Source organism: Emcibacteraceae bacterium (assembly GCA_041396985.1).
In the GTDB taxonomy this organism is placed as follows: domain Bacteria; phylum Pseudomonadota; class Alphaproteobacteria; order Sphingomonadales; family Emcibacteraceae; genus Pseudemcibacter.
Genome location: JAWKXO010000004.1, coordinates 328,491 through 347,343, shown reverse-complemented (window position 1 = coordinate 347,343; position 18,853 = coordinate 328,491). Strand labels below are relative to the sequence as shown.

Genomic DNA, 18,853 nt, shown 5'->3' with positions numbered 1-18,853 from the left:
AAAGGTGATAAAATGGTTTCCTATCCATCCTTAAATTTCGGTCATAGTGATGATATTAATATGCTCCGTGACATGGTGCGTAAATTTTCAGCCGATGAAATCGCGCCCCGCGCCGAAGCAATTGACCGTGAAAATGATTTTCCGGAAGACCTGTGGCAGAAATTTGGGGAACTGGGACTGCTGGGTATGACTGTGCCAGAGCAATATGGTGGTTCGGAAATGGGCTATCTTGCCCATACGATTGCGGTTGAGGAAATTTCACGGGCATCCGCCAGTGTCGGTCTTAGCTACGGTGCCCATTCAAACCTGTGCGTGAACCAGATCAACAGAAACGGCAGTGATGAACAAAAGAAAAAATATCTGCCAAAATTGCTCAGCGGTGAACATGTCGGTGCCCTTGCCATGAGTGAAAGCGGTGCAGGGTCCGATGTTGTCAGCATGAAATTGAAAGCTGAGAAAAAAGGGCATACCTATATCCTTAACGGGACCAAAATGTGGATCACAAACGGCCCAAATGCTGATGTGCTGGTGGTTTATGCCAAAACGAATATGGAAGCAGGATCAAAGGGAATGACTGCCTTTATTGTTGAAAAAGGATTTAAAGGTTTTTCAACGGCACAAAAACTTGACAAGCTTGGTATGCGCGGATCGAACACATGTGAGCTCGTGTTTGAAGATTGTGAAGTGCCGGAGGACAATGTTCTGGGAGCAGTGGATTCAGGGGTTAGGGTATTAATGTCCGGTCTAGATTATGAAAGGGTCATTCTTTCTGGTGGGCCGCTAGGGATTATGCAGGCGTGCCTGGATGTCGTGCTTCCCTATATTCATGACCGCAAGCAATTTGGTCAGTCGATTGGCGAATTCCAGTTCATTCAGGGGAAGGTTGCCGATATGTATACTGAGCTAAATGCCTGCCGCAGTTATGTATATGCAGTGGCAATGGCCTGTGACCGCGGCGAAACGACCCGTAAGGATGCGGCCGGCTGTATTTTATATTCCGCTGAAAAAGCGACGCAAATGGCACTTCAGGCGATACAGTGTCTCGGTGGGAATGGCTATATTAATGAATTTTCCACCGGTCGATTGCTTCGTGATGCGAAGCTTTTTGAAATCGGTGCGGGTACCAGTGAAATCAGACGTATGCTCATCGGTCGTGAGCTGTTTTCAGAAACTGCTTGAACCCTAGGGGTTCTGCTCTTTTTCTCTTTTAAAAATATTTTTATTTAGCGGCTAAAAAATTTATTTTGTTAAGACTTTATTAACTAATATTAACGATTATTAAACAATCTAAAGAATTTTAGTAAAAGTTTAATGAAATTAATATGTTAGGTTTAACTGAATGAATAAATTGGGTGAGGGAAAATGTGCAGAAGGTACGGAAATCATACAAATTTCCGGAATGGCTGCTGAATTTCTTAAAACTTTGGCAAATCCAAACAGGCTGATCATACTTGGACGATTAATGAAAGGCGAATTATGTGTCAGCGATCTGGAAAAGAAGCTTGATATTTCCCAATCAGCATTATCCCAGCATTTAAGTAAAATGCGTGGACAGGGTATTTTGGCCAGACGCCGGGACAGGCAACAGATATATTACTCTATTAGCGATAGGCGGGTTGAAAAATTTATTGATCTGACATCTGAATTATTTTGTAAAAAATAAGCCCAGTCAGCCATAAATTTATTTTTCTTATTATTTTTTCTTGATTATCTGATCGATCCGATTTTGCCATCATGGGAAAGGATGATGGCAATTGGTTTTGTTTTTGGAAATTCTGAGAATATGATCATCAGGATCACTGTGAACGGAACGCTCAGGAACATACCGGCTATGCCCCAGATGCTTCCCCATACGGCCAGTGACAGCATGACAACTAGCGGGCTTAAGTTCAGCGAATTCCCCATAAGTCTGGGTTCAAGAATATTGCCAATGAGCACCTGAATGAGCCCAAGTGAAGATATAATAATTAAAAATGGTGTAAAGGTCGGAAACTGAACAAGACTGAGCAATGCCGGAAATAAAACCGCAAGCATGGACCCGACAGTTGGTATATAGTTTAAAAGAAAAATTATAAAAGCCCAGAAGCTGGCATAATCAACATCATTCAGGATAAGCACTATGTAACAGGCGACCCCGGTCAGCATGCTGACAAATGTTTTTATGGCAACATATTTTTCAATTTTAATTGAAACCGCGCTGATAATTTCTGTGACAGTTTCGGAATGTTTTGAGCCCTTAAGCAAGGCATCAAGTTTGGCTTTAAAACTGGCCTGTTCGAGGAAAATAAACAATACATAAATAAGGATCAATCCGGCATTGCCGGCAATTCCGGCCATGGTGCCGGCAATATTGCTTATAAATGGCCGCAGATTGATCTGGCCAAGAAGCTGGGTAAGATTGGGCTGGTTTTCAATACCGAAAAGATCGTAAATTCGATCGGAAAGTTTAAGCAGATTTTCCTGATAAACCGGTGCGGCTGCTTTTACATTATGAATATTATCACCGATCATATTCACCAGCAGATAAAGAGCGGTAATCATGGTGAGTAAGGCGGCAATAAAACAGACAGCCTTTGGCAGGGCGCGATTGTTTATTTTTACCTTATGATAATAATCGGCAAGTGTATTTATCAGATACCAGATCACGACACTGATCAGAAACGGGACAATAAGGTCACGGCCGACAACCATAATATAAACCGAAAGTACGATCAGTCCCAATCCGCCAGTATATGATAAAATGCCCATTACTCTGCCTCTTAATCTTTATATTCATTATAGATTGTTGTTAATAAACTGCCAAAGGTCAAGTTATTAATAGTTGCAATTAAACCACTAATAAGTGAAACTGATTTAAATGCGAGTAGGAGACGAAAAATGAAAAAACTTTTAATCGGTATTCTGGTTTTGGTGGTTATTGGCGGCGGGGCCATGTTCTATTTATCTTCAAATGCGGGAGATATGATCAGGCATGGGGTTATCACCTATGTGCCGCCAATTATTGGAGCGGATGTTGAATTGGCCAAAGTTGATCTTGATCCTGCCAATGGTGCTGCATCTGTTACTGGACTTGTCATTGGCAATCCTGAAGGTTTTAAATCATCACATGCCTTTAAAATTGATAATATGAGCGTTAAGCTGGATATTAAAAGTCTGACGTCAGATGTTATTCATATTAATGAAATACGTCTTGATGCACCGGATATGATTTATGAAATCGGTACCAAAGGTAACAATATTGGTAAAATTCAGGAAAATGTGGATAAATATGTAGCTGATCTGGGCCTTGAAAGCAGCGATGACAGCGAACTGAAATATATCATTGATCATGTCTATATCAATGGAACTAAAGTTCAAATTGCCAGTGACCTGGTTGGTGGCCGTGGTGCGGGTGTAACCCTCCCCAATCTTGACATTGCTGATATTGGAAAACGCGAAAACGGGGCAATTGCTACGGATGTTCTAAAGCAGATTTTCGGTGTTGTTAATAAAAGTGTAAGTCAGGTGGCACAAAGTGAAATGCTTGGTGATGTCAAAAACAAGGTAAATGACGCTGCAGGAAATGTTGTTAAGGAGTTGGAAGGTAAAGTCGCTGACCAGGTCGGGGAGAAGCTGAAGGGGCTGATCCCACAAAAATAATTTTTTCTAGAAAGGATATTATTGTGGTTCTACTGATTGGTTTGCTCGCAATAGCCGGCATTTGCTATTATTTTTATCTTCGCCTGATAAAACAAAGAAACTATGCTCTAGAAGCCCTCTCATCAATAGATGTGCAGCTTAAGAAAAGGCATGATCTGGTTCCCAACATTCTGAAAATTGCCAAAAAATTTATGGAACATGAAGATGCGGTGCTGACAAAAGTAACGCAAATGAGAACCATTTCAGCAAGTGATTATGATAAAAACAATCCTGAAGAAGTCGCCCAGCATCTTGAAGCCAGCAAACAGCTACAGTCTGCAATGATGAATTTGTTCGCGGTTGCCGAAAATTATCCGGATCTGAAATCGCAGGAAACCATGGTCAGGGCTCAGGAAACCTATGAAGAGGTTGAAGGGCATATTTCTGCAGCACGGCGGTTTTATAATTCAGCGGTTACGGATCTGAAAAATCTGGTGGAAATTTTCCAAGCAGCATAATCGCCAATATGCTTGGAATTAAAGCGATGCCCTATTTTGAAGTGGATGAAGCAGACCGCAAACCGGTGGACGCTGCAGATTATCTTTAAAGGCAAAAAGACATGACAATTGATGACATGCGGCAATTGCTGCATTCATTTGACGGGAGCGGTTTTAAGCCTTTGCTGGATGAGTTGGAGGCAAAAGGCAGCGAGCCTTTAAAACCTTTCTTGGTGCCGTATTTATTTGCGGCTTAATTGTTATCTTAATTTTGCTTACTCAGGGTGATACTGATTTATTTCAAATTTCTGTCGGGCTGTCTTTCATCGTCTGTATGTTTTTTTACCGCAGAATGGCCGTCATAAGACGAGAAGCAAAAAGGGAGCTAATGCCGGCACTTTGTCATAATATCGGCCTTGAATATCTAATGACACCCTCTTCACATGTGATCGTACCGTTTGATCAGCTTTCGATCATTCCGGGATATGATGAAAAAACGCTGGAAGATCAGATTTCCGGAAAAATTGAGGATGTCGATTTTCAACTGTTCGAAGCAAAACTGATCACGGTAAGCAAGGATAGCAAGGGTCGAAGGACAACAACAACTGTTTTTAACGGTTTTCTGGTTCAGTTTAATTTTCATAAAAATTTTAAGGGCCAAACCATTATTACCAAGGATCACACGGCAATCGGTAATTTTCTGACCGGCTGGACAAGATCCGGTGAACGGGTGAAGCTGGAAGACAGTGTTTTTGAAAGTGAGTTTGAGGTCTATTCCACAGACCAGGTGGAAGCGAGGTATTTGCTGACCCCGACATTTATGGAGCGGCTTCTTGAATTTTCCCGGCTTCCCAATATAAAGCAGTTGCAGCTGGCGTTTAAGGATGGATCCATATATATGGCGATCAAAAGAAACGGAAACGCGTTTGAAGGAGGGAGCTATAACCTTAATGATCCTGAACTGATAAAACAGAATATTAAAGACATTGCCCAGATATTTGATATGGTTACAGAACTTAAATTGACGCAGAATACAAGAATTTAATCAGGAAATAATAATGCTTAAATGCCAAAGAAACTTATTTGATATACCTGCCGATGTGACATATTTAAATGCCGCCTATATGGGGCCATTAACCAAAAAAGCGGTCGAGATTGGCAAGGTCGCAGTCGCCAAAAAAATGATGCCATGGTCCATTGCTATTAGTGAATTTTTTGAACTTCCAGATCAAATTTATAATCTTACGGCAAAAATGATCGGTGCCAAGCCGGATGATATGGCAATTGTGCCGTCCGTTTCCTATGGCATTGCTGTTGCGGCAAAAAATATTCCTGTTTCAGCGGGGCAGAAAATTATTGTGCTGGCTGACCAGTTCCCATCAAATATTTATCCCTGGCTCGTACTGGCGGAGGAAAAGGGGGCTATCGTTGAAACCGTCGGCTGGCCAGAGAACGGAAACTGGACCGAGGCATTGGTCAATGCAATCGATAATAAGACTGCTATTGTTGCAACGGCAAATGCCCACTGGACCAATGGAACATTAATTGATCTGATCGCTGTAAGCAAAAAAACGAAAAAGGTGGGGGCGGCGCTGGTGCTTGACCTGTCCCAGACATTGGGGGTGATGCCCTTTTCCGTTAAAGATGTTGATCCGGATTATATGGTGGTTGTGGGATATAAATGGCTGCTTGGGCCGTTTTCATTCGGATATTTATATGTGGCACCCCGGAACCAGGATGGAAAACCACTTGAGGAAAGCTGGATCGGTCGCAAGGATGCCGACGATTTTGCCCGGCTGGTTGATTATAAGGATGGCTATGAAACTGGTGCCCGACGTTTTGATATGGGGGAAAAAGCAACTTTATTCATGCGCCAATTGCGGCTTCAGTCCTTGAATATTTACTGGGTCTGGGGATAGAGAATATAGCGGAATATTTAAAAACCCTGACGGATTATATTGCAAAACGTGCAACAGCTATTGGCCTTAATGTAGCAGGTGAGGAACAACGCGTGCCTAACTTAATCGGCATAAATTTTAAGGGTGGAGTACCGGCGAATATAGCACCGGCACTTGCTGAAAAGAAGATTTTTGTCAGTATTCGAGGGCATAGCATCCGTGTTTCTCCGCATATTTATAATGATAAAGCGGATATTGACCGCTTTTTCGATGTTTTGGAAGGTGAGCTTTAGGAAATGACCCTTGGTGTTGAAATTGAAAGAAAATTTTTAATCCGCAGGATGCCGGATCAGCAGCCTGATCGAGTTTATAAAATCAGACAAGGTTATATCGCCCGGGAGCGCGGCAATACAGTTCGTGTGCGTGAGCGGGATGATCAGTATATCTTGAGTATCAAAACCCAGAAATCAGGGCCGGGGCGAAATGAGCTGGAATTTAAAATCACAAAAGAAGAAGCGGACATTCTGTTTTCATCAATCAGTCACTATGCCATTATCAAAAAACGTGAAATATATAAAATTGACGGTATGACGTGGGAGCTGGATATATTTGAAGGGGTTAATAAGGGGCTCATCATCGCAGAAGTGGAACTTGCAAACGCCAATGACAGCATTGCCCTTCCGGATTGGATTGGCCCGGAAGTTACATCCTTAAGCAAATTTTATAATGCCAATATTGCTGATATGCCGTTTGAAAGCTGGCGGATCAGTTATGAAGATCTTGTAGAAAGATTGTCTGAGTAATCTTTGTTTCAGGAAAAAATTATTTAGCGGTCAGGACTTCATATGCCGCTTTAATCTGCTGAAATTTTATGGCACTTTCAGCATCACCCATATTTGTATCCGGGTGGTAAAGTTTTACCAGACGTCGATAGGCTGACTTAATTTCGACCATTGTTGCATCATCTTCCAGATCAAGAATTTCAAGGGCATCTGACCGGCGTTCTTCCTTGCCATATGTGGTCTCGCCACCCATATAGGCGCTGCTGCCCTTATACCCTTTGGCGGTTCGCAGTTCTTCCTGGGCGCGCCTCATAGCCTCTTCACGGGAAAGGCCGTCAAAATAATTCCAGTTTTTGTTGAATTCGGCAACATGGGACTGACAGAAATACCACTTATCTTTGCTGTCAGGGGCTTTGGGAGCAGGATAATCGCCAGGATTGTCACAGCCGTCATAATCACAAAGACGCACTGAAACCGGGTCTCGTTCCCTGTAATAATCTCCCCATTTGGGAAATGTCCAAGATTTGGGTCGTGACATTAATTCATCCTTGCATTAAAAAAGCATAACTAGCAGTTTTTATGAATGATAAACAAGGACTAAATCGAAAAAATGATGCCTAACCATATCATTAGAGATGCCAGAATTGAAGATGCAAGGGAACTTGCTGAACTGGTCAATTATTCGGGGTCAGGGCCAAATACCAATGGCATTGATCTAGCCAACTGGGCCAGTCAGGTAAAAAATGGCGAAGATCCTTTTGACATTGGGGCTTCGATTATTGCCAGTGACAAAGATTATTACACCTATAAAAATATGCGGGTTCTTGAAGCATCAGGAAAATTGGCAGCTGTTTCCCTGTCTTATGTTGCCTGGAAAAGAACACCTGAAGAGATGGAAAAAATATCCAAAAATTTCCGTGTCTTTAAGGAACTGACCAACACAATTCCGGGAGAATACTATCTTGATAGCCTGGCGGTTCATCCAGAATTCAGAGGGTGCGGTTTTGGGGAAGCCATGCTTGAAGATACGGAAATTCTGGCTAAAAACAGAGGGTATGATGCTGTGCATCTTCTGGTTTTTGATAATAATATTCCGGCCGTAAAAATGTATGAAAAAAACGGTTATCGTACGCAACGTAGTCGTCCTGCACCGATAGATCCGGATATTCCCTATACAGGAAATGTATCACTTTATAAGAAAACCCTATAAAAAAAGCCCCCGCAATAATAGCAGGGGCTTAAATTTTTTCTAATTTTTATGATTAGGCTATAGGACCGGCTGATCTTACGGCATCGTCGACATGCTCTTCATATTCAACGAAATTTTTCCTGAATAATCCGACCAGATGAGCAGCCTGTTTATCATATGCCGCAGCGTCAGCCCAAGTCCCCCGTGGGTCAAGAACGGCTGTATCAACTCCAGGGCAGCTTAACGGCACTTCAAAGCCGAAATTTTGATCGATCCTGAATTCACCATTATTTAAGGACCCGTCAAGGGCAGCATGAAGCAGGGCGCGTGTATATTTAATCGGCATTCTGCTGCCGACACCATAAACGCCGCCGGTCCAGCCAGTGTTGACCAGCCAGCAGGTGACCTCACCTTCAGCGATTTTTTTACGTAAAAGATTGCCGTATACGGACGGATGGCGCGGCATAAAGGGCGCACCAAAACATGTTGAGAATGTTGCTTGTGGCTCTTTGCTTAATCCTTTTTCTGTGCCGGCCACTTTCGCTGTATAGCCGGAAAGGAAATGATACATGGCCTGTTCCGGGGTAAGCCGCGCGATAGGCGGCATGACACCGAAGGCATCGGCGGTCAGCATAATAACATTCTTTGGAACACCTCCTGGGGCCCCTTCCGTTGTATTCGGAATAGAGGTGATAGGATAAGCAGCCCTTGTATTTTCAGCAAGACTGTTATCATTCAGATCAATTTCCCTGGTGTCAGGATCATAGATCACATTTTCAAGGACAGTGCCAAACATTGCCGTCGTCGCATAAATTTCCGGCTCCGCTTCCGCGCTCAAATTAATAACTTTTGCATAGCAGCCGCCCTCAAAGTTAAAGACGCTGTTATCTGACCAGCCATGTTCATCATCGCCAATAAGCTGACGCTCAGGATCAGCGGAAAGTGTTGTTTTTCCTGTTCCGGAAAGGCCAAAGAAAATAGCCGTATCGCCATCTTTACCAATATTGGCAGAACAATGCATTGGCAGAATGCCTTTTTCCGGCAATAGATAGTTAAGGATAGAAAAGACTGACTTCTTGATCTCTCCGGCATAGGACGTGCCGGCAATCAGAACCAGTTTTCTGGCAATGTTAATGGTGACGACTGTGCCTGAATTTGTACCGACCTCTTTTGGATCGACAATCAGGTCAGGTGCATGGAGAATGGTAAAATCCGGTTTGAAACCTTTAAGGTCTTCATTATTTGGATTAACAAGCAGGTTTCTGATGAAAAGGCTGTGCCATGGTGAAGGACTTATGGTTCTGACAGAAATTCTGTGGGCGGGATCGGTTCCCCCGTACAGGTCCTGTACATAAAGATCGTGTTCATTGAGATAGGCAATGATCTTCGCTTCAACTTTATTGAAATTTTCTTCACTAATTGCCTTGTTGACTTTGCCCCACCAGATATTGTCCCGTGAAGAGGGTTCATCGACCATAAATTTATCATTGGCACTTCTTCCGGTATGTTGTCCGGTTTCCACAACCAGTGCACCACCATTGGTAATATGGCCAAGGCCGGCTTTGATCGTGTGCTCATATAAAAGTTCAGTGCCAAAATTCCAGTAAATATTTTTGTCACTCTTAATTTTTTGGTTTTCTACGCCATTGGAGCTGACGTATTTCCCCACGTTATTCATAATACTTCCTCTTCTTCGAATTAATATAATTCAAATAATAAATTTTGATTTATTAGGACTACAATTAATAAAGATTTTATCCTGAGTTGAGAAATAAATTTCGAATATTTTTCAAACTATTGATTTATAAGGGAAAAAGTGTCACATTTATGACACTTTTATAACGCAATTTTTTGAACTCATACCAGCAATCGTGGTAATATATATTAAGATTCGTTCAAGAAAGGAAAAAAACCAGATGTCATCAGTAATAACCCTTGTCGATGATGATCAGAATATTCTGGCATCCGTAAGTATGGCCCTTGAGAGTGAGGGTTTTAAAGTTCGCACATTTACGGATGGTGCCAGTGCACTCGAAGGGATAACAAAAGATCCTGGCGATCTTGCCGTTCTTGATATTAAAATGCCACGCATGGATGGGATGGAACTTCTTCGCCGTCTGCGTGAAAAACAAAATCTGCCCGTTATATTTCTGACATCCAAGGATGATGAAATTGATGAAATGCTCGGCCTTAAAATGGGAGCGGATGATTATATAAAGAAACCATTTTCCCAGCGTCTTCTTATTGAACGAATTAAAACTATTTTGCGTCGGATGGACGCCGTTAAAAAAGCAAAAACTGAAGACGAGGATGAAACGGGGGTTATTGTCCGGGGCCGTCTGAAAATTGATCCGGTCCGCCATATTTGTGACTGGGATGGGAAAGATGTGAAGCTTACTGTCACCGAATTTCTAATTCTGCAAGCCCTTGTTCAGCATCCGGGACATGTGAAAAGCAGGGACCAGTTGATGGATGTCGCTTATAATGATGATATCTATGTTGATGACCGAACCATTACGGCAGTCATATTAAACGCCTGAGAAAAATTCACCGATCAGTGATACATTCGACGGGATAGAGACACTACGGTGTCGGATAGGTATAGTGAGCTAATAAATATAAAATTAAAAGAACAAGAAGACTAATTTCACCGCTGATCGTATTCTGGCGGTGAATCTTAATGCGCTTATTTTCTGGGCGGCGGTGTTCTATACGTGGACCAGGTCCAGAATACCCTGATGCAATCACGTGATGAGTTAGTCAGACGCTGAATTTATCTGGCGGGTGCTGGGGGAGACGGCGACAGATGATCCGGACACGACGGAACTTTTGATTGAACCGGCAAAAAATATCCTAGTTCGACTGGTCAATATTACCAAACTTCGCACCCGTTATTTTGCCATAAATAACGAATTGATGATTGATAGCCGTGATCTGAATATCAATAATGTGGTTGTCGAAAATACCATGCCTAAAAAGCTCGGTATCGGTGACTTCTGGGAAATTATAAACAGGGAAGTTTCTCTCATTCTTGATAAAATTCAGAATAATCGTGAAAGCCTGGAGACTTACCATGAGCTTGAAGATGAAATGGCGACTGACTATCCGGAAGTATTAACCGCACTTGCCGGTGAAGTCAGCAGCCGGGTCAGAAGACTTGATGATCAGCGGGATATAATCACAGTTGCGGTGCCCGTACAGCGCTTCCGCCGGGTATTGGGAGCATTAATGTTATCAACCGATACCGGCGATATATATGCGGCAGTTCAGGACGTTCGCCTGACCATCATTCAGATTTTTTGTGTGTCACTGCTTATCACACTTCTATTATCATTGTTTCTTGCCAAAACCATTGTGCGACCAATATTAAAACTTGCCCATTCAGCGGATAATATCAGTCTGGGGGAAAAATCAAATATTCCAGATTTATCATCCAGAAATGATGAGATTGGGGATCTTTCAAGGTCCCTAAAGGATATGACGGAAATACTTGCCAAACAAATTGATGCGGTCGCCAGTTTTGCGGCCGATGTTGCCCACGAGCTTAAAAATCCCCTGACCAGCATGCGTAGTGCAATTGAGACGATGGAATATGCCAAAACTGAAGAAAACCGGCAAAAACTGAGAGCCATCATCAGCGATGATGTTAAAAGGCTGGACCGCTTGATCACGGATATTTCAGATGTGTCTCGGCTTGATGCTGAAATGTCCCATTCGATGATGCAGCAGGTCAATATGACTGCACTGCTTGAAACCATGATAGATATTTATCTGACCACGCAAAAAGATAATCTGCCGCATCTGCACCTTGATATAAAGCAACGCCGGTTTAAACTTCGTGACGGTAATTCAGCCCCTTATTTTGTTCGTGGTCTTGAAGGGCAACTTGGGCAGCTGATTCGAAATCTGGTGGATAATGCGATCTCTTTTTCCCGCAAAGACGGCAATATATGGATCAGAATGAAACGGCGGAATAATATGGTCGAAATTCTGGTTGAGGATGAGGGAATTGGCATTCCGGAAGACAAACTGGAAAATATTTTTGATCGCTTTTATTCCGAGCGACCCAAGGGAGAGGCTTTCGGCAAACATTCCGGTCTCGGTCTCAATATTTGTAAGCAGGTGGTTGAAGCCCACGGCGGAGAAATATATGCTGAAAACCGAATGGATGATGAAAAGAATATTATTGGTGCGCGCTTCGTTGTATTATTACCGCTTGCAGATAACTGAGGATTAGCGCTGTGACACTACATCATGCCTCCTGTGTTGAGTTTGAAGGAAAAGGAATATTAATTTTCGGGCCTTCCGGATCAGGAAAATCAGATCTGGCCCTGCGCCTGATTGATGCGGGGGCCAAACTGGTTTCTGATGATTATGTCAAAGTCGATGGGGATGACGGTTTTCTTTATGCGCATCCGGCGCCGAATATTGCCGGACTGATTGAAGTACGTGGTGTGGGTTTAATCAAGCTTGGCTATGTAAAGTCCAGCAGATTGGGACTGGCACTTGAACTGACGCCGGAAAAGGAAATTGAACGATTGCCCAAAGCCGCTTTTTTTGAACAGGATGGTTGCAAAATCCCACTCTATAAAATTGATGCTTTTTCAGGGTCTGCTATAGCAAAAATCAGGTTAATGTTAAAATTATGAATGAAATGAGAAAAAAAAGTAATGTTTTAAATCTGCTGCTGATCACAGGTATGTCAGGAGCAGGCAAGTCAACGGCCCTTTCAGTGCTGGAAGATCTCGAATATGAGGCAATAGATAATCTGCCGATTAATCTGTTACCCAGTCTTATTGATCTGGCAATGAAAAATGACCCGGATCATATTAACCCGGCATTGGCAATTGGGGTCGATGCCAGGACACGAAATTTTCAGCCGGAAAATATCGTTAAAGTTCTATCACGAATAAAGGAACAGGAAAGAATTTCCATCAAAATTCTTTATTTTGATAGTGGAGATGAGGTCTTATCTGCCCGGTTTTCTGAAACCCGCAGACGTCATCCTTTGGCCAAGGATAGGCCGGTCAGTGATGGAATTGCCCGTGAACGACAGATGATGGAAGTCATTAAAGCGCAAAGTGATTATATCTTTGATACATCGGAATATAGTATTCATGATCTCAGGCGCGTGCTTTCCCAGCATTTTGAACGGGGGCAGGAAAAAGGACTAAGCATTTCTGTAAGTTCATTTGCCTATCCGAAAGGGTTGCCGCGTGATGCGGATTTGGTCTTTGACGTTAGATTTTTAAGAAATCCTCATTATGATGAAAAACTCAAAGCCAAAACCGGCAGAGAAGAGGTTGTTGGAGAGTATATCATGCGGGATCCGGTTTTTAACAGCAGTTGGGATAAAATTTCTTCGCTTATCCTTACATTGCTTCCAGAGTATAAAAAAGAAGGCAAATCATATCTGACGATTTCATTCGGATGCACCGGAGGCAAACATAGATCTGTTTTTTTGGCTGAAAAACTTGGCGCTTTGTTGAAAGAAAAAAATTATAAAGTAAACATTCACCACCGTGAGCTTTCTTTGTAAAAGAGAATTGTTCTCTTTCCAAAGACGGATTATACTGTGCATTCAGGACTAATAAAAAAGGTTAAAATATGATTGGAATGGTTGTTGTTACCCATGGAAGGCTGGCTGAAGAATTCATTGCTGCAATGGAGCATGTGGTTGGCCCTCAAACAGCGCTTAAGGCAATTTCAATTGGGCCGGATGACGACATGGAACAACGGCGTCAGGATATTCTCGATGCAGTCACCGAAGTTGAGGAAGGGAACGGCGTGATAATCCTTACAGATATGTTTGGTGGTACACCATCAAATCTTGCTATTTCGGTCATGGATAGCAGCAAAGCAGAAGTGATCGCGGGCATTAACCTGCCTATGCTGATCAAGCTTGCCAGCGTCCGCTCAACGCCATGCACCATGGAAGAAGCGGTCACAGCTGCGCAGGAATCCGGGCGTAAATATATCAATATCGCCTCACATGTGTTATCCGGTGGTCAGGAATGAGCACCGACGAAAATGGTGACAGCCGGAAAATAAAAATCTGCAATGAACGGGGGTTACACGCACGTGCATCCGCCAAATTTGTCGGCTTGGCCAGTGAATATAATGCAACAGTTACCGTATCAAAAGATGGTGTGTCTGTATGTGGTACATCAATTATGGGACTTATGATGCTGGCAGCGGGCATCGGTGAGGAAATCACAATCCTTGTTGAAGGACCGGAAAAGGATCAGCTTCTAAACGCAATTGAAAAGCTGGTCTGTGATAAATTCGGTGAAGGCAGCTAAACCATTCTTAGTTAGTTGTTAAATATTTTTCAATATATAGATATATAAAGATTTCTTTATGCTTGCCATTTTAAGCGAAGGCGGGTATAGGAATAGTAATTTTAATGATCATTATATCAAGACTATATAAAAGGACTTCAATCCAATGACAGACTTCACAGACTATAAAGTCAAGGATATTTCAGGGGCCGGTTGGGGCCGTCGTGAAATTGATATTGCAGAAACAGAAATGCCTGGCCTTATGGCACTACGCGAAGAGTATGGTAAATCAAAACCATTGCAAGGGGCAAGAATTGCGGGTTGCCTGCATATGACGATCCAGACTGCCGTATTGATGGAAACACTTATTGCACTGGGTGCTGAGGTGCGCTGGTCATCCTGTAATATTTTCTCAACCCAGGATCATGCGGCTGCGGCAATGGCCGCTGCAAAAATTCCCGTCTTTGCCTGGAAAGGGATGGATGAAGAAGAATTTAACTGGTGTATTCGTGAAACGATTGTTGGCCCCAATGGCTGGCGCCCGAATATGATTCTTGATGATGGCGGTGACCTGACGGCAATGGTTTACAAGGATTTTCCTGAACTACTGGATGATATCAGGGGTATTTCCGAAGAAACGACCACAGGTGTGCTACGGCTTTACCAGATGGAAAAGGAAGGAAGACTGACGGTTCCGGCCATTAATGTGAATGACAGTGTGACCAAATCAAAATTTGATAACCTTTATGGATGTCGTGAAAGCCTGGTGGATGGGATCAAGCGTGCAACCGATGTTATGGTTGCCGGTAAAGTCTGCGTCGTTGCCGGTTTTGGTGACGTGGGTAAAGGCTCTGCCGCTTCCTTAAGAAGCCAGGGGGCCCGTGTTCTGGTTACTGAAATTGATCCGATCTGTGCCTTACAGGCAGCGATGGAAGGCTATGAAGTGGTCACCATGGATGATGCCGCATCACGGGGCGATATTTTTGTTACCTGTACCGGAAATTTTGATGTAATCACCATAGACCATATGAGAAAAATGAAAGACCGGGCGATTGTCTGTAATATTGGACATTTTGATTCTGAAATTCAGATCGCGGCTCTATCTAATTATAAATGGGAAGAAGTGAAACCACAGGTGGATGAGGTTATTTTCCCTGATGGCAAGCGTCTGATTGTTCTTGCGAAAGGTCGTCTGGTTAATCTTGGCTGTGCGACGGGCCACCCTAGTTTTGTGATGAGCGCGTCCTTTACCAATCAGGTACTTGCGCAGATGGAACTTTTTAACAATACTTCTGATTATAAAAATAAAGTATATGTTCTGCCAAAACACCTTGATGAAAAAGTGGCCTCGCTTCATCTGGCCCGCTTAGGTGTTCATCTGACAAAACTGAATAAGGAGCAGGCGGATTATATTGGTGTAAGCCAAGAAGGTCCATTCAAGTCTGACCATTATCGATACTAAATAATCTTAGATTAAGATTTTAAAGCCCGTTCATGGTTAATCATTTATGAACGGGCTTTTCTTTTGCTTTTAAACTGGTTATTTTATTGACTTGATAAGTGCTTGATTAATATCCGTGAAGGGATTTTTTGCAATTCGCTTTAGATTGTATATTAAAGTTTTAAACGCAGCTTTATTGGCCTTTGTTTTTTCCAATACATATGCCAGTGCGGATATTTTTGCGGGTATTGATTTCGGATCGGAACAAAATAATCAGTTTATTATTGCCCTGGTACTGTTTTTTATCCTGACACTTTCTCTTATTTTCTGGTTAATTTACCAGCGCAGGCAGACCTCAAAAGCGCTTAACAGAACGATGAATAATGAAGATTATTTAAAAAAAATAATCTCACAGCGTCAGGACAGTTTTCTCCTTTGGAACAGCAATAAAGAACTGCTCATCAGTTCGACCATTGATATCCGTTTTGAGGATGAGACCGTCCCGGACAGTCTTGATGATCTTAAATCAAGATTTTCCCTTCTTGACCAGGCACGATTTGATGCAAATCTGAATAGTTTGCTCTCCGATGGAACAGAGTTCTCACAGTCAGTAGATCTAAACCAGTTTAATATGCATTTGCTGATTTCAGGCAATAAAATTTCAATAGGGGCAGCGTCGGAAGACTGCTATGTCGTCTGGATAAAAGATAATACCATTGCGGAAAAAATCCAGCGATATCAAACACTTGAATCACAGGAAAGAAGTGACCGGGCGCGCCTTCTTGAAAATGCGCTGAACAAGGCAAAATTTCCAATCTGGATCAGAGGCGAAGACCTTAATCTGCAGTGGGTTAATAAAGCATATGTAGAAGCGGTGGATGGCGGCAGTTTTGGCAATGTGATTAAAAATAATCTTGAACTTGCTATTAACACACTTGGTGTCAGCATCAGGAGTATGGCTGAAAATGTAAGTCAGCGCGGTGAGCCCAGTTCGGAAAGCCATTTTGTGGTGATTAATGGCGAGCGTCGCTCAATGGATTTTCATAATATTCCTTATGAAATTGATGATCATAAGGAAGCAATTCTTGGTTATGCGCAGGATATTACTGAACTGGAAGAGGCCCGTGGCAGCCTGGCCGATCATACGGAGTCATATGCGGAAACTCTGGACCAGTTTTCATCAGCCGTGGCTATTTTTGATAGCGGTATGAGACTTGAATATTATAATAAAGCCTATGTTCGCCTTTGGGGACTTCCGGAAAGTCTGTTATTCAGCCATCCGCATTACGGCGAAATTCTTGAATCTTTAAGGGAAGCAAGAAAATTACCGGAGCAGGCGAATTTTCCGGAATGGAAGAAAAAGCAGCTTGATGCCTATACCAAAGTGATTGACCCTGTGGAATCAATGATGCATTTGCCTGATGGCAAGACACTCCGTGTCGTTATGCAGCAGCATCCTCTTGGTGGTATGCTGGTGTTTTATGAGGATGTTACGGACTATTTTGCTCTTGAAAGTTCCTATAACACGCTGATTGCCGTGCAGCGGGAAACGCTTGATAATCTGCATGAAGGAATTGCCGTGTTCGGTGTGGACGGACGGCTTCAGCTTTTCAATGATGGGTTTATAAACATTTGGGAGATTAAGTCAGATTTTCTCCAATCGAAACCGCATGCAATTGATGTGCTTAATCGTTGTGCTGAATTATTTGAAAGCAGTAACCCGATTGAGGAGTTTAAAAATCTTATTGTTGGCGGTGAAGTGAAGAAAGAAGCCTCCGCCGGGCAGTTTAAACTGAAAAACGAAAAAGTCATCAATTTCTCCCTTGTGCCGCTGCCTGATGGGGCGGTTCTTGTAATCTTTATTGATGTTACAGATAGCTACAGGGTTGAATATTCTCTTCGTAAACATAATGAGGCGCTTGAGGAAGCACAAAATATCAAGACTGATTTCCTTGCTCATATGTCTTATGAACTTCGTAATCCGCTTAATAGTGTGCTTGGTTTTGCCGAACTTCTTGAAAAGGAATATCAGGGACCGCTTAATGATGAACAACATCAATATATGCGCAATATATTAAGCGCATCAGATTATCTTCTTGATTTGATAAATGATATTCTTGACCTTTCCGTCATTGAAGCTGGCGGACTTTATATCGAAGCAGCGGATTTTGATGTTAATGAAACCATACACGGGGTCGTCAGTAAGCTTGAAGAACGGATTAAGCAGAAATCCATTCAACTTGATGTATCACTCGATAAAAACCTGACGTCGGTTCATGGCGATGAAAAACGCATTCAGCATTCTATTTCCAATCTACTCAGTAATGCCGTCAAATTTACGCCGGAAGCCGGCCATGTTGCGATTAAAACTTGGCAGGATGAGGATTTTTATTATATCAGCGTACAGGATGATGGTATTGGCATCAGCCATAGTGAATTTGAAGATATTTTTGATAAATTCTATACCGGTTCAAACGTTCCTAAAGGAAAAGGAACAGGACTTGGGCTGTCGCTGGTGAAAATATTTATTGAAAAGCATGGCGGAAAAATACTGGTTGAAAGTAATCTTGGATTGGGAACGGAAATGACCTGTAAACTGCCTAAAAATTTCCCCATTTCTGATGAATTGTCAGCGGTAGAAACAATTCATGAAATAAACCAGTTGCCTATATGATCCTGAAAGACTTTTATCTCAAAGATATTATAGCGAGCCGTCGTCTAGCCGCTTCCCTTGCCCCCCTGCTTAGAACCGGGGACATACTGGCATTGAATGGTGATCTGGGATCAGGAAAAACAGAATTCTGCCGGGCAATTATCCATGCGCTGGGCTATCATGAAGATGTGCCAAGCCCGACATTTAATCTGGTGCAGATTTATGAACCTGACCTTGATGACATTGTCACACCGACCGTCTGGCATATTGATCTTTACCGTCTTGAAAATATGAATGAAATTTATGAACTCGGCATAGAAGAAGGGTTCGATACGGCAGTGACAATGATTGAATGGCCTGACCGGATGGGGGACAGTCTGCCGGAGGAGCATCTTAAAATTACGCTGTCAATGGCTGAAAAGGAAGGGGCTAGAAATATTGTCCTTGAAGGTGATGACCATTGGCAGTCAAGGCTTAAGGATTTAAATTTTTAA

General features: G+C 42.6%; 22 protein-coding genes. 19 read left to right on the top strand and 3 right to left on the bottom strand.

Annotated features, from left to right (window positions below):
* Window positions 1–12 precede the first annotated feature (12 nt).
* Window positions 13–1,179, top strand: a complete 1,167-nt coding sequence (locus tag R3D86_12530; GenBank protein MEZ5759038.1) for an isovaleryl-CoA dehydrogenase — start codon at window positions 13–15, stop codon at window positions 1,177–1,179.
* A 160-nt stretch (window positions 1,180–1,339) separates the two neighbouring features.
* Window positions 1,340–1,663, top strand: coding sequence for a metalloregulator ArsR/SmtB family transcription factor (locus tag R3D86_12525; GenBank protein ID MEZ5759037.1), 324 nt, complete (start codon window positions 1,340–1,342; stop codon window positions 1,661–1,663).
* Between the two features lie 44 nt (window positions 1,664–1,707).
* Here the strand turns inward: R3D86_12525 and R3D86_12520 are convergent, their stop codons facing one another.
* The gene (locus tag R3D86_12520) at window positions 1,708–2,748 is read right to left on the bottom strand and encodes an AI-2E family transporter (protein MEZ5759036.1); all 1,041 of its coding nucleotides are present in this window, start codon (window positions 2,746–2,748) and stop codon (window positions 1,708–1,710) included.
* 129 nt (window positions 2,749–2,877) lie between these two features.
* On the opposite strand from R3D86_12520, the gene R3D86_12515 reads away from it, so the two are divergent.
* The 7 genes from R3D86_12515 to R3D86_12485 all read left to right on the top strand — a co-directional run bounded on the left by R3D86_12515 (window position 2,878) and on the right by R3D86_12485 (window position 6,816).
* Window positions 2,878–3,639 (top strand): hypothetical protein, encoded by a 762-nt coding sequence (locus R3D86_12515; GenBank protein ID MEZ5759035.1) that lies wholly within the window; start codon window positions 2,878–2,880, stop codon window positions 3,637–3,639.
* Window positions 3,640–3,662: 23 nt separating this feature from the next.
* Window positions 3,663–4,136: a LemA family protein gene (locus R3D86_12510; protein MEZ5759034.1), complete on the top strand. Its 474-nt coding sequence runs from the start codon at window positions 3,663–3,665 to the stop codon at window positions 4,134–4,136.
* Window positions 4,137–4,237: 101 nt separating this feature from the next.
* Window positions 4,238–4,372: a hypothetical protein gene (locus R3D86_12505; protein MEZ5759033.1), complete on the top strand. Its 135-nt coding sequence runs from the start codon at window positions 4,238–4,240 to the stop codon at window positions 4,370–4,372.
* A 131-nt stretch (window positions 4,373–4,503) separates the two neighbouring features.
* Window positions 4,504–5,160 (top strand): DUF3137 domain-containing protein, encoded by a 657-nt coding sequence (locus R3D86_12500; GenBank protein MEZ5759032.1) that lies wholly within the window; start codon window positions 4,504–4,506, stop codon window positions 5,158–5,160.
* 13 nt (window positions 5,161–5,173) lie between these two features.
* A complete protein-coding gene (locus tag R3D86_12495; protein ID MEZ5759031.1) occupies window positions 5,174–6,034 on the top strand; it encodes an aminotransferase class V-fold PLP-dependent enzyme in 861 nt (286 codons plus the stop codon).
* On the top strand, window positions 5,980–6,306 hold the full coding sequence (locus tag R3D86_12490; GenBank protein ID MEZ5759030.1) for an aminotransferase class V-fold PLP-dependent enzyme: 327 nt from the start codon (window positions 5,980–5,982) through the stop codon (window positions 6,304–6,306). The genes R3D86_12495 and R3D86_12490 overlap by 55 nt, the downstream gene beginning before the upstream one ends.
* Window positions 6,307–6,309: 3 nt before the next feature.
* Window positions 6,310–6,816 (top strand): CYTH domain-containing protein, encoded by a 507-nt coding sequence (locus R3D86_12485; protein MEZ5759029.1) that lies wholly within the window; start codon window positions 6,310–6,312, stop codon window positions 6,814–6,816.
* A gap of 19 nt (window positions 6,817–6,835) precedes the next feature.
* On the opposite strand, the gene R3D86_12480 is transcribed toward R3D86_12485, so the two are convergent.
* Window positions 6,836–7,333: a J domain-containing protein gene (locus R3D86_12480; protein MEZ5759028.1), complete on the bottom strand. Its 498-nt coding sequence runs from the start codon at window positions 7,331–7,333 to the stop codon at window positions 6,836–6,838.
* A 72-nt stretch (window positions 7,334–7,405) separates the two neighbouring features.
* Here R3D86_12480 and R3D86_12475 point away from each other — a divergent pair, with 72 nt between their 5' ends.
* Window positions 7,406–8,005: an N-acetyltransferase gene (locus R3D86_12475; GenBank protein ID MEZ5759027.1), complete on the top strand. Its 600-nt coding sequence runs from the start codon at window positions 7,406–7,408 to the stop codon at window positions 8,003–8,005.
* 52 nt (window positions 8,006–8,057) lie between these two features.
* Here R3D86_12475 and R3D86_12470 read toward each other — a convergent pair whose 3' ends face one another.
* Window positions 8,058–9,662 carry a phosphoenolpyruvate carboxykinase gene (locus R3D86_12470; GenBank protein MEZ5759026.1) on the bottom strand — a complete coding sequence of 535 codons (1,605 nt, stop codon included), beginning with the start codon at window positions 9,660–9,662 and terminating at the stop codon, window positions 8,058–8,060.
* Window positions 9,663–9,900: 238 nt separating this feature from the next.
* On the opposite strand from R3D86_12470, the gene R3D86_12465 reads away from it, so the two are divergent.
* The 9 genes from R3D86_12465 (at window position 9,901) to tsaE (ending at window position 18,853) form a co-directional block, all read left to right on the top strand.
* Window positions 9,901–10,524: a response regulator transcription factor gene (locus tag R3D86_12465; protein MEZ5759025.1), complete on the top strand. Its 624-nt coding sequence runs from the start codon at window positions 9,901–9,903 to the stop codon at window positions 10,522–10,524.
* Window positions 10,525–10,768: 244 nt separating this feature from the next.
* Window positions 10,769–12,214: a stimulus-sensing domain-containing protein gene (locus R3D86_12460; protein ID MEZ5759024.1), complete on the top strand. Its 1,446-nt coding sequence runs from the start codon at window positions 10,769–10,771 to the stop codon at window positions 12,212–12,214.
* Window positions 12,215–12,225: 11 nt separating this feature from the next.
* Window positions 12,226–12,633, top strand: coding sequence for an HPr kinase/phosphatase C-terminal domain-containing protein (locus tag R3D86_12455; protein ID MEZ5759023.1), 408 nt, complete (start codon window positions 12,226–12,228; stop codon window positions 12,631–12,633).
* A 5-nt stretch (window positions 12,634–12,638) separates the two neighbouring features.
* Window positions 12,639–13,523: an RNase adapter RapZ gene (rapZ, locus tag R3D86_12450; GenBank protein ID MEZ5759022.1), complete on the top strand. Its 885-nt coding sequence runs from the start codon at window positions 12,639–12,641 to the stop codon at window positions 13,521–13,523.
* A 68-nt stretch (window positions 13,524–13,591) separates the two neighbouring features.
* Window positions 13,592–14,002, top strand: coding sequence for a PTS sugar transporter subunit IIA (locus R3D86_12445; protein MEZ5759021.1), 411 nt, complete (start codon window positions 13,592–13,594; stop codon window positions 14,000–14,002).
* Complete coding sequence (locus R3D86_12440) at window positions 13,999–14,286, top strand: HPr family phosphocarrier protein (protein MEZ5759020.1); 288 nt, start codon at window positions 13,999–14,001, stop codon at window positions 14,284–14,286. The genes R3D86_12445 and R3D86_12440 overlap by 4 nt, the downstream gene beginning before the upstream one ends.
* 145 nt (window positions 14,287–14,431) lie before the next feature.
* A complete protein-coding gene (gene ahcY, locus R3D86_12435) occupies window positions 14,432–15,727 on the top strand; it encodes an adenosylhomocysteinase (GenBank protein ID MEZ5759019.1) in 1,296 nt (431 codons plus the stop codon).
* Between the two features lie 175 nt (window positions 15,728–15,902).
* On the top strand, window positions 15,903–18,380 hold the full coding sequence (locus R3D86_12430; protein ID MEZ5759018.1) for a PAS-domain containing protein: 2,478 nt from the start codon (window positions 15,903–15,905) through the stop codon (window positions 18,378–18,380).
* Entirely contained in the window at window positions 18,377–18,853 is a 477-nt protein-coding gene (gene tsaE, locus R3D86_12425; protein ID MEZ5759017.1) for a tRNA (adenosine(37)-N6)-threonylcarbamoyltransferase complex ATPase subunit type 1 TsaE, read from the top strand. Before R3D86_12430 ends, tsaE begins: the two co-directional genes overlap by 4 nt.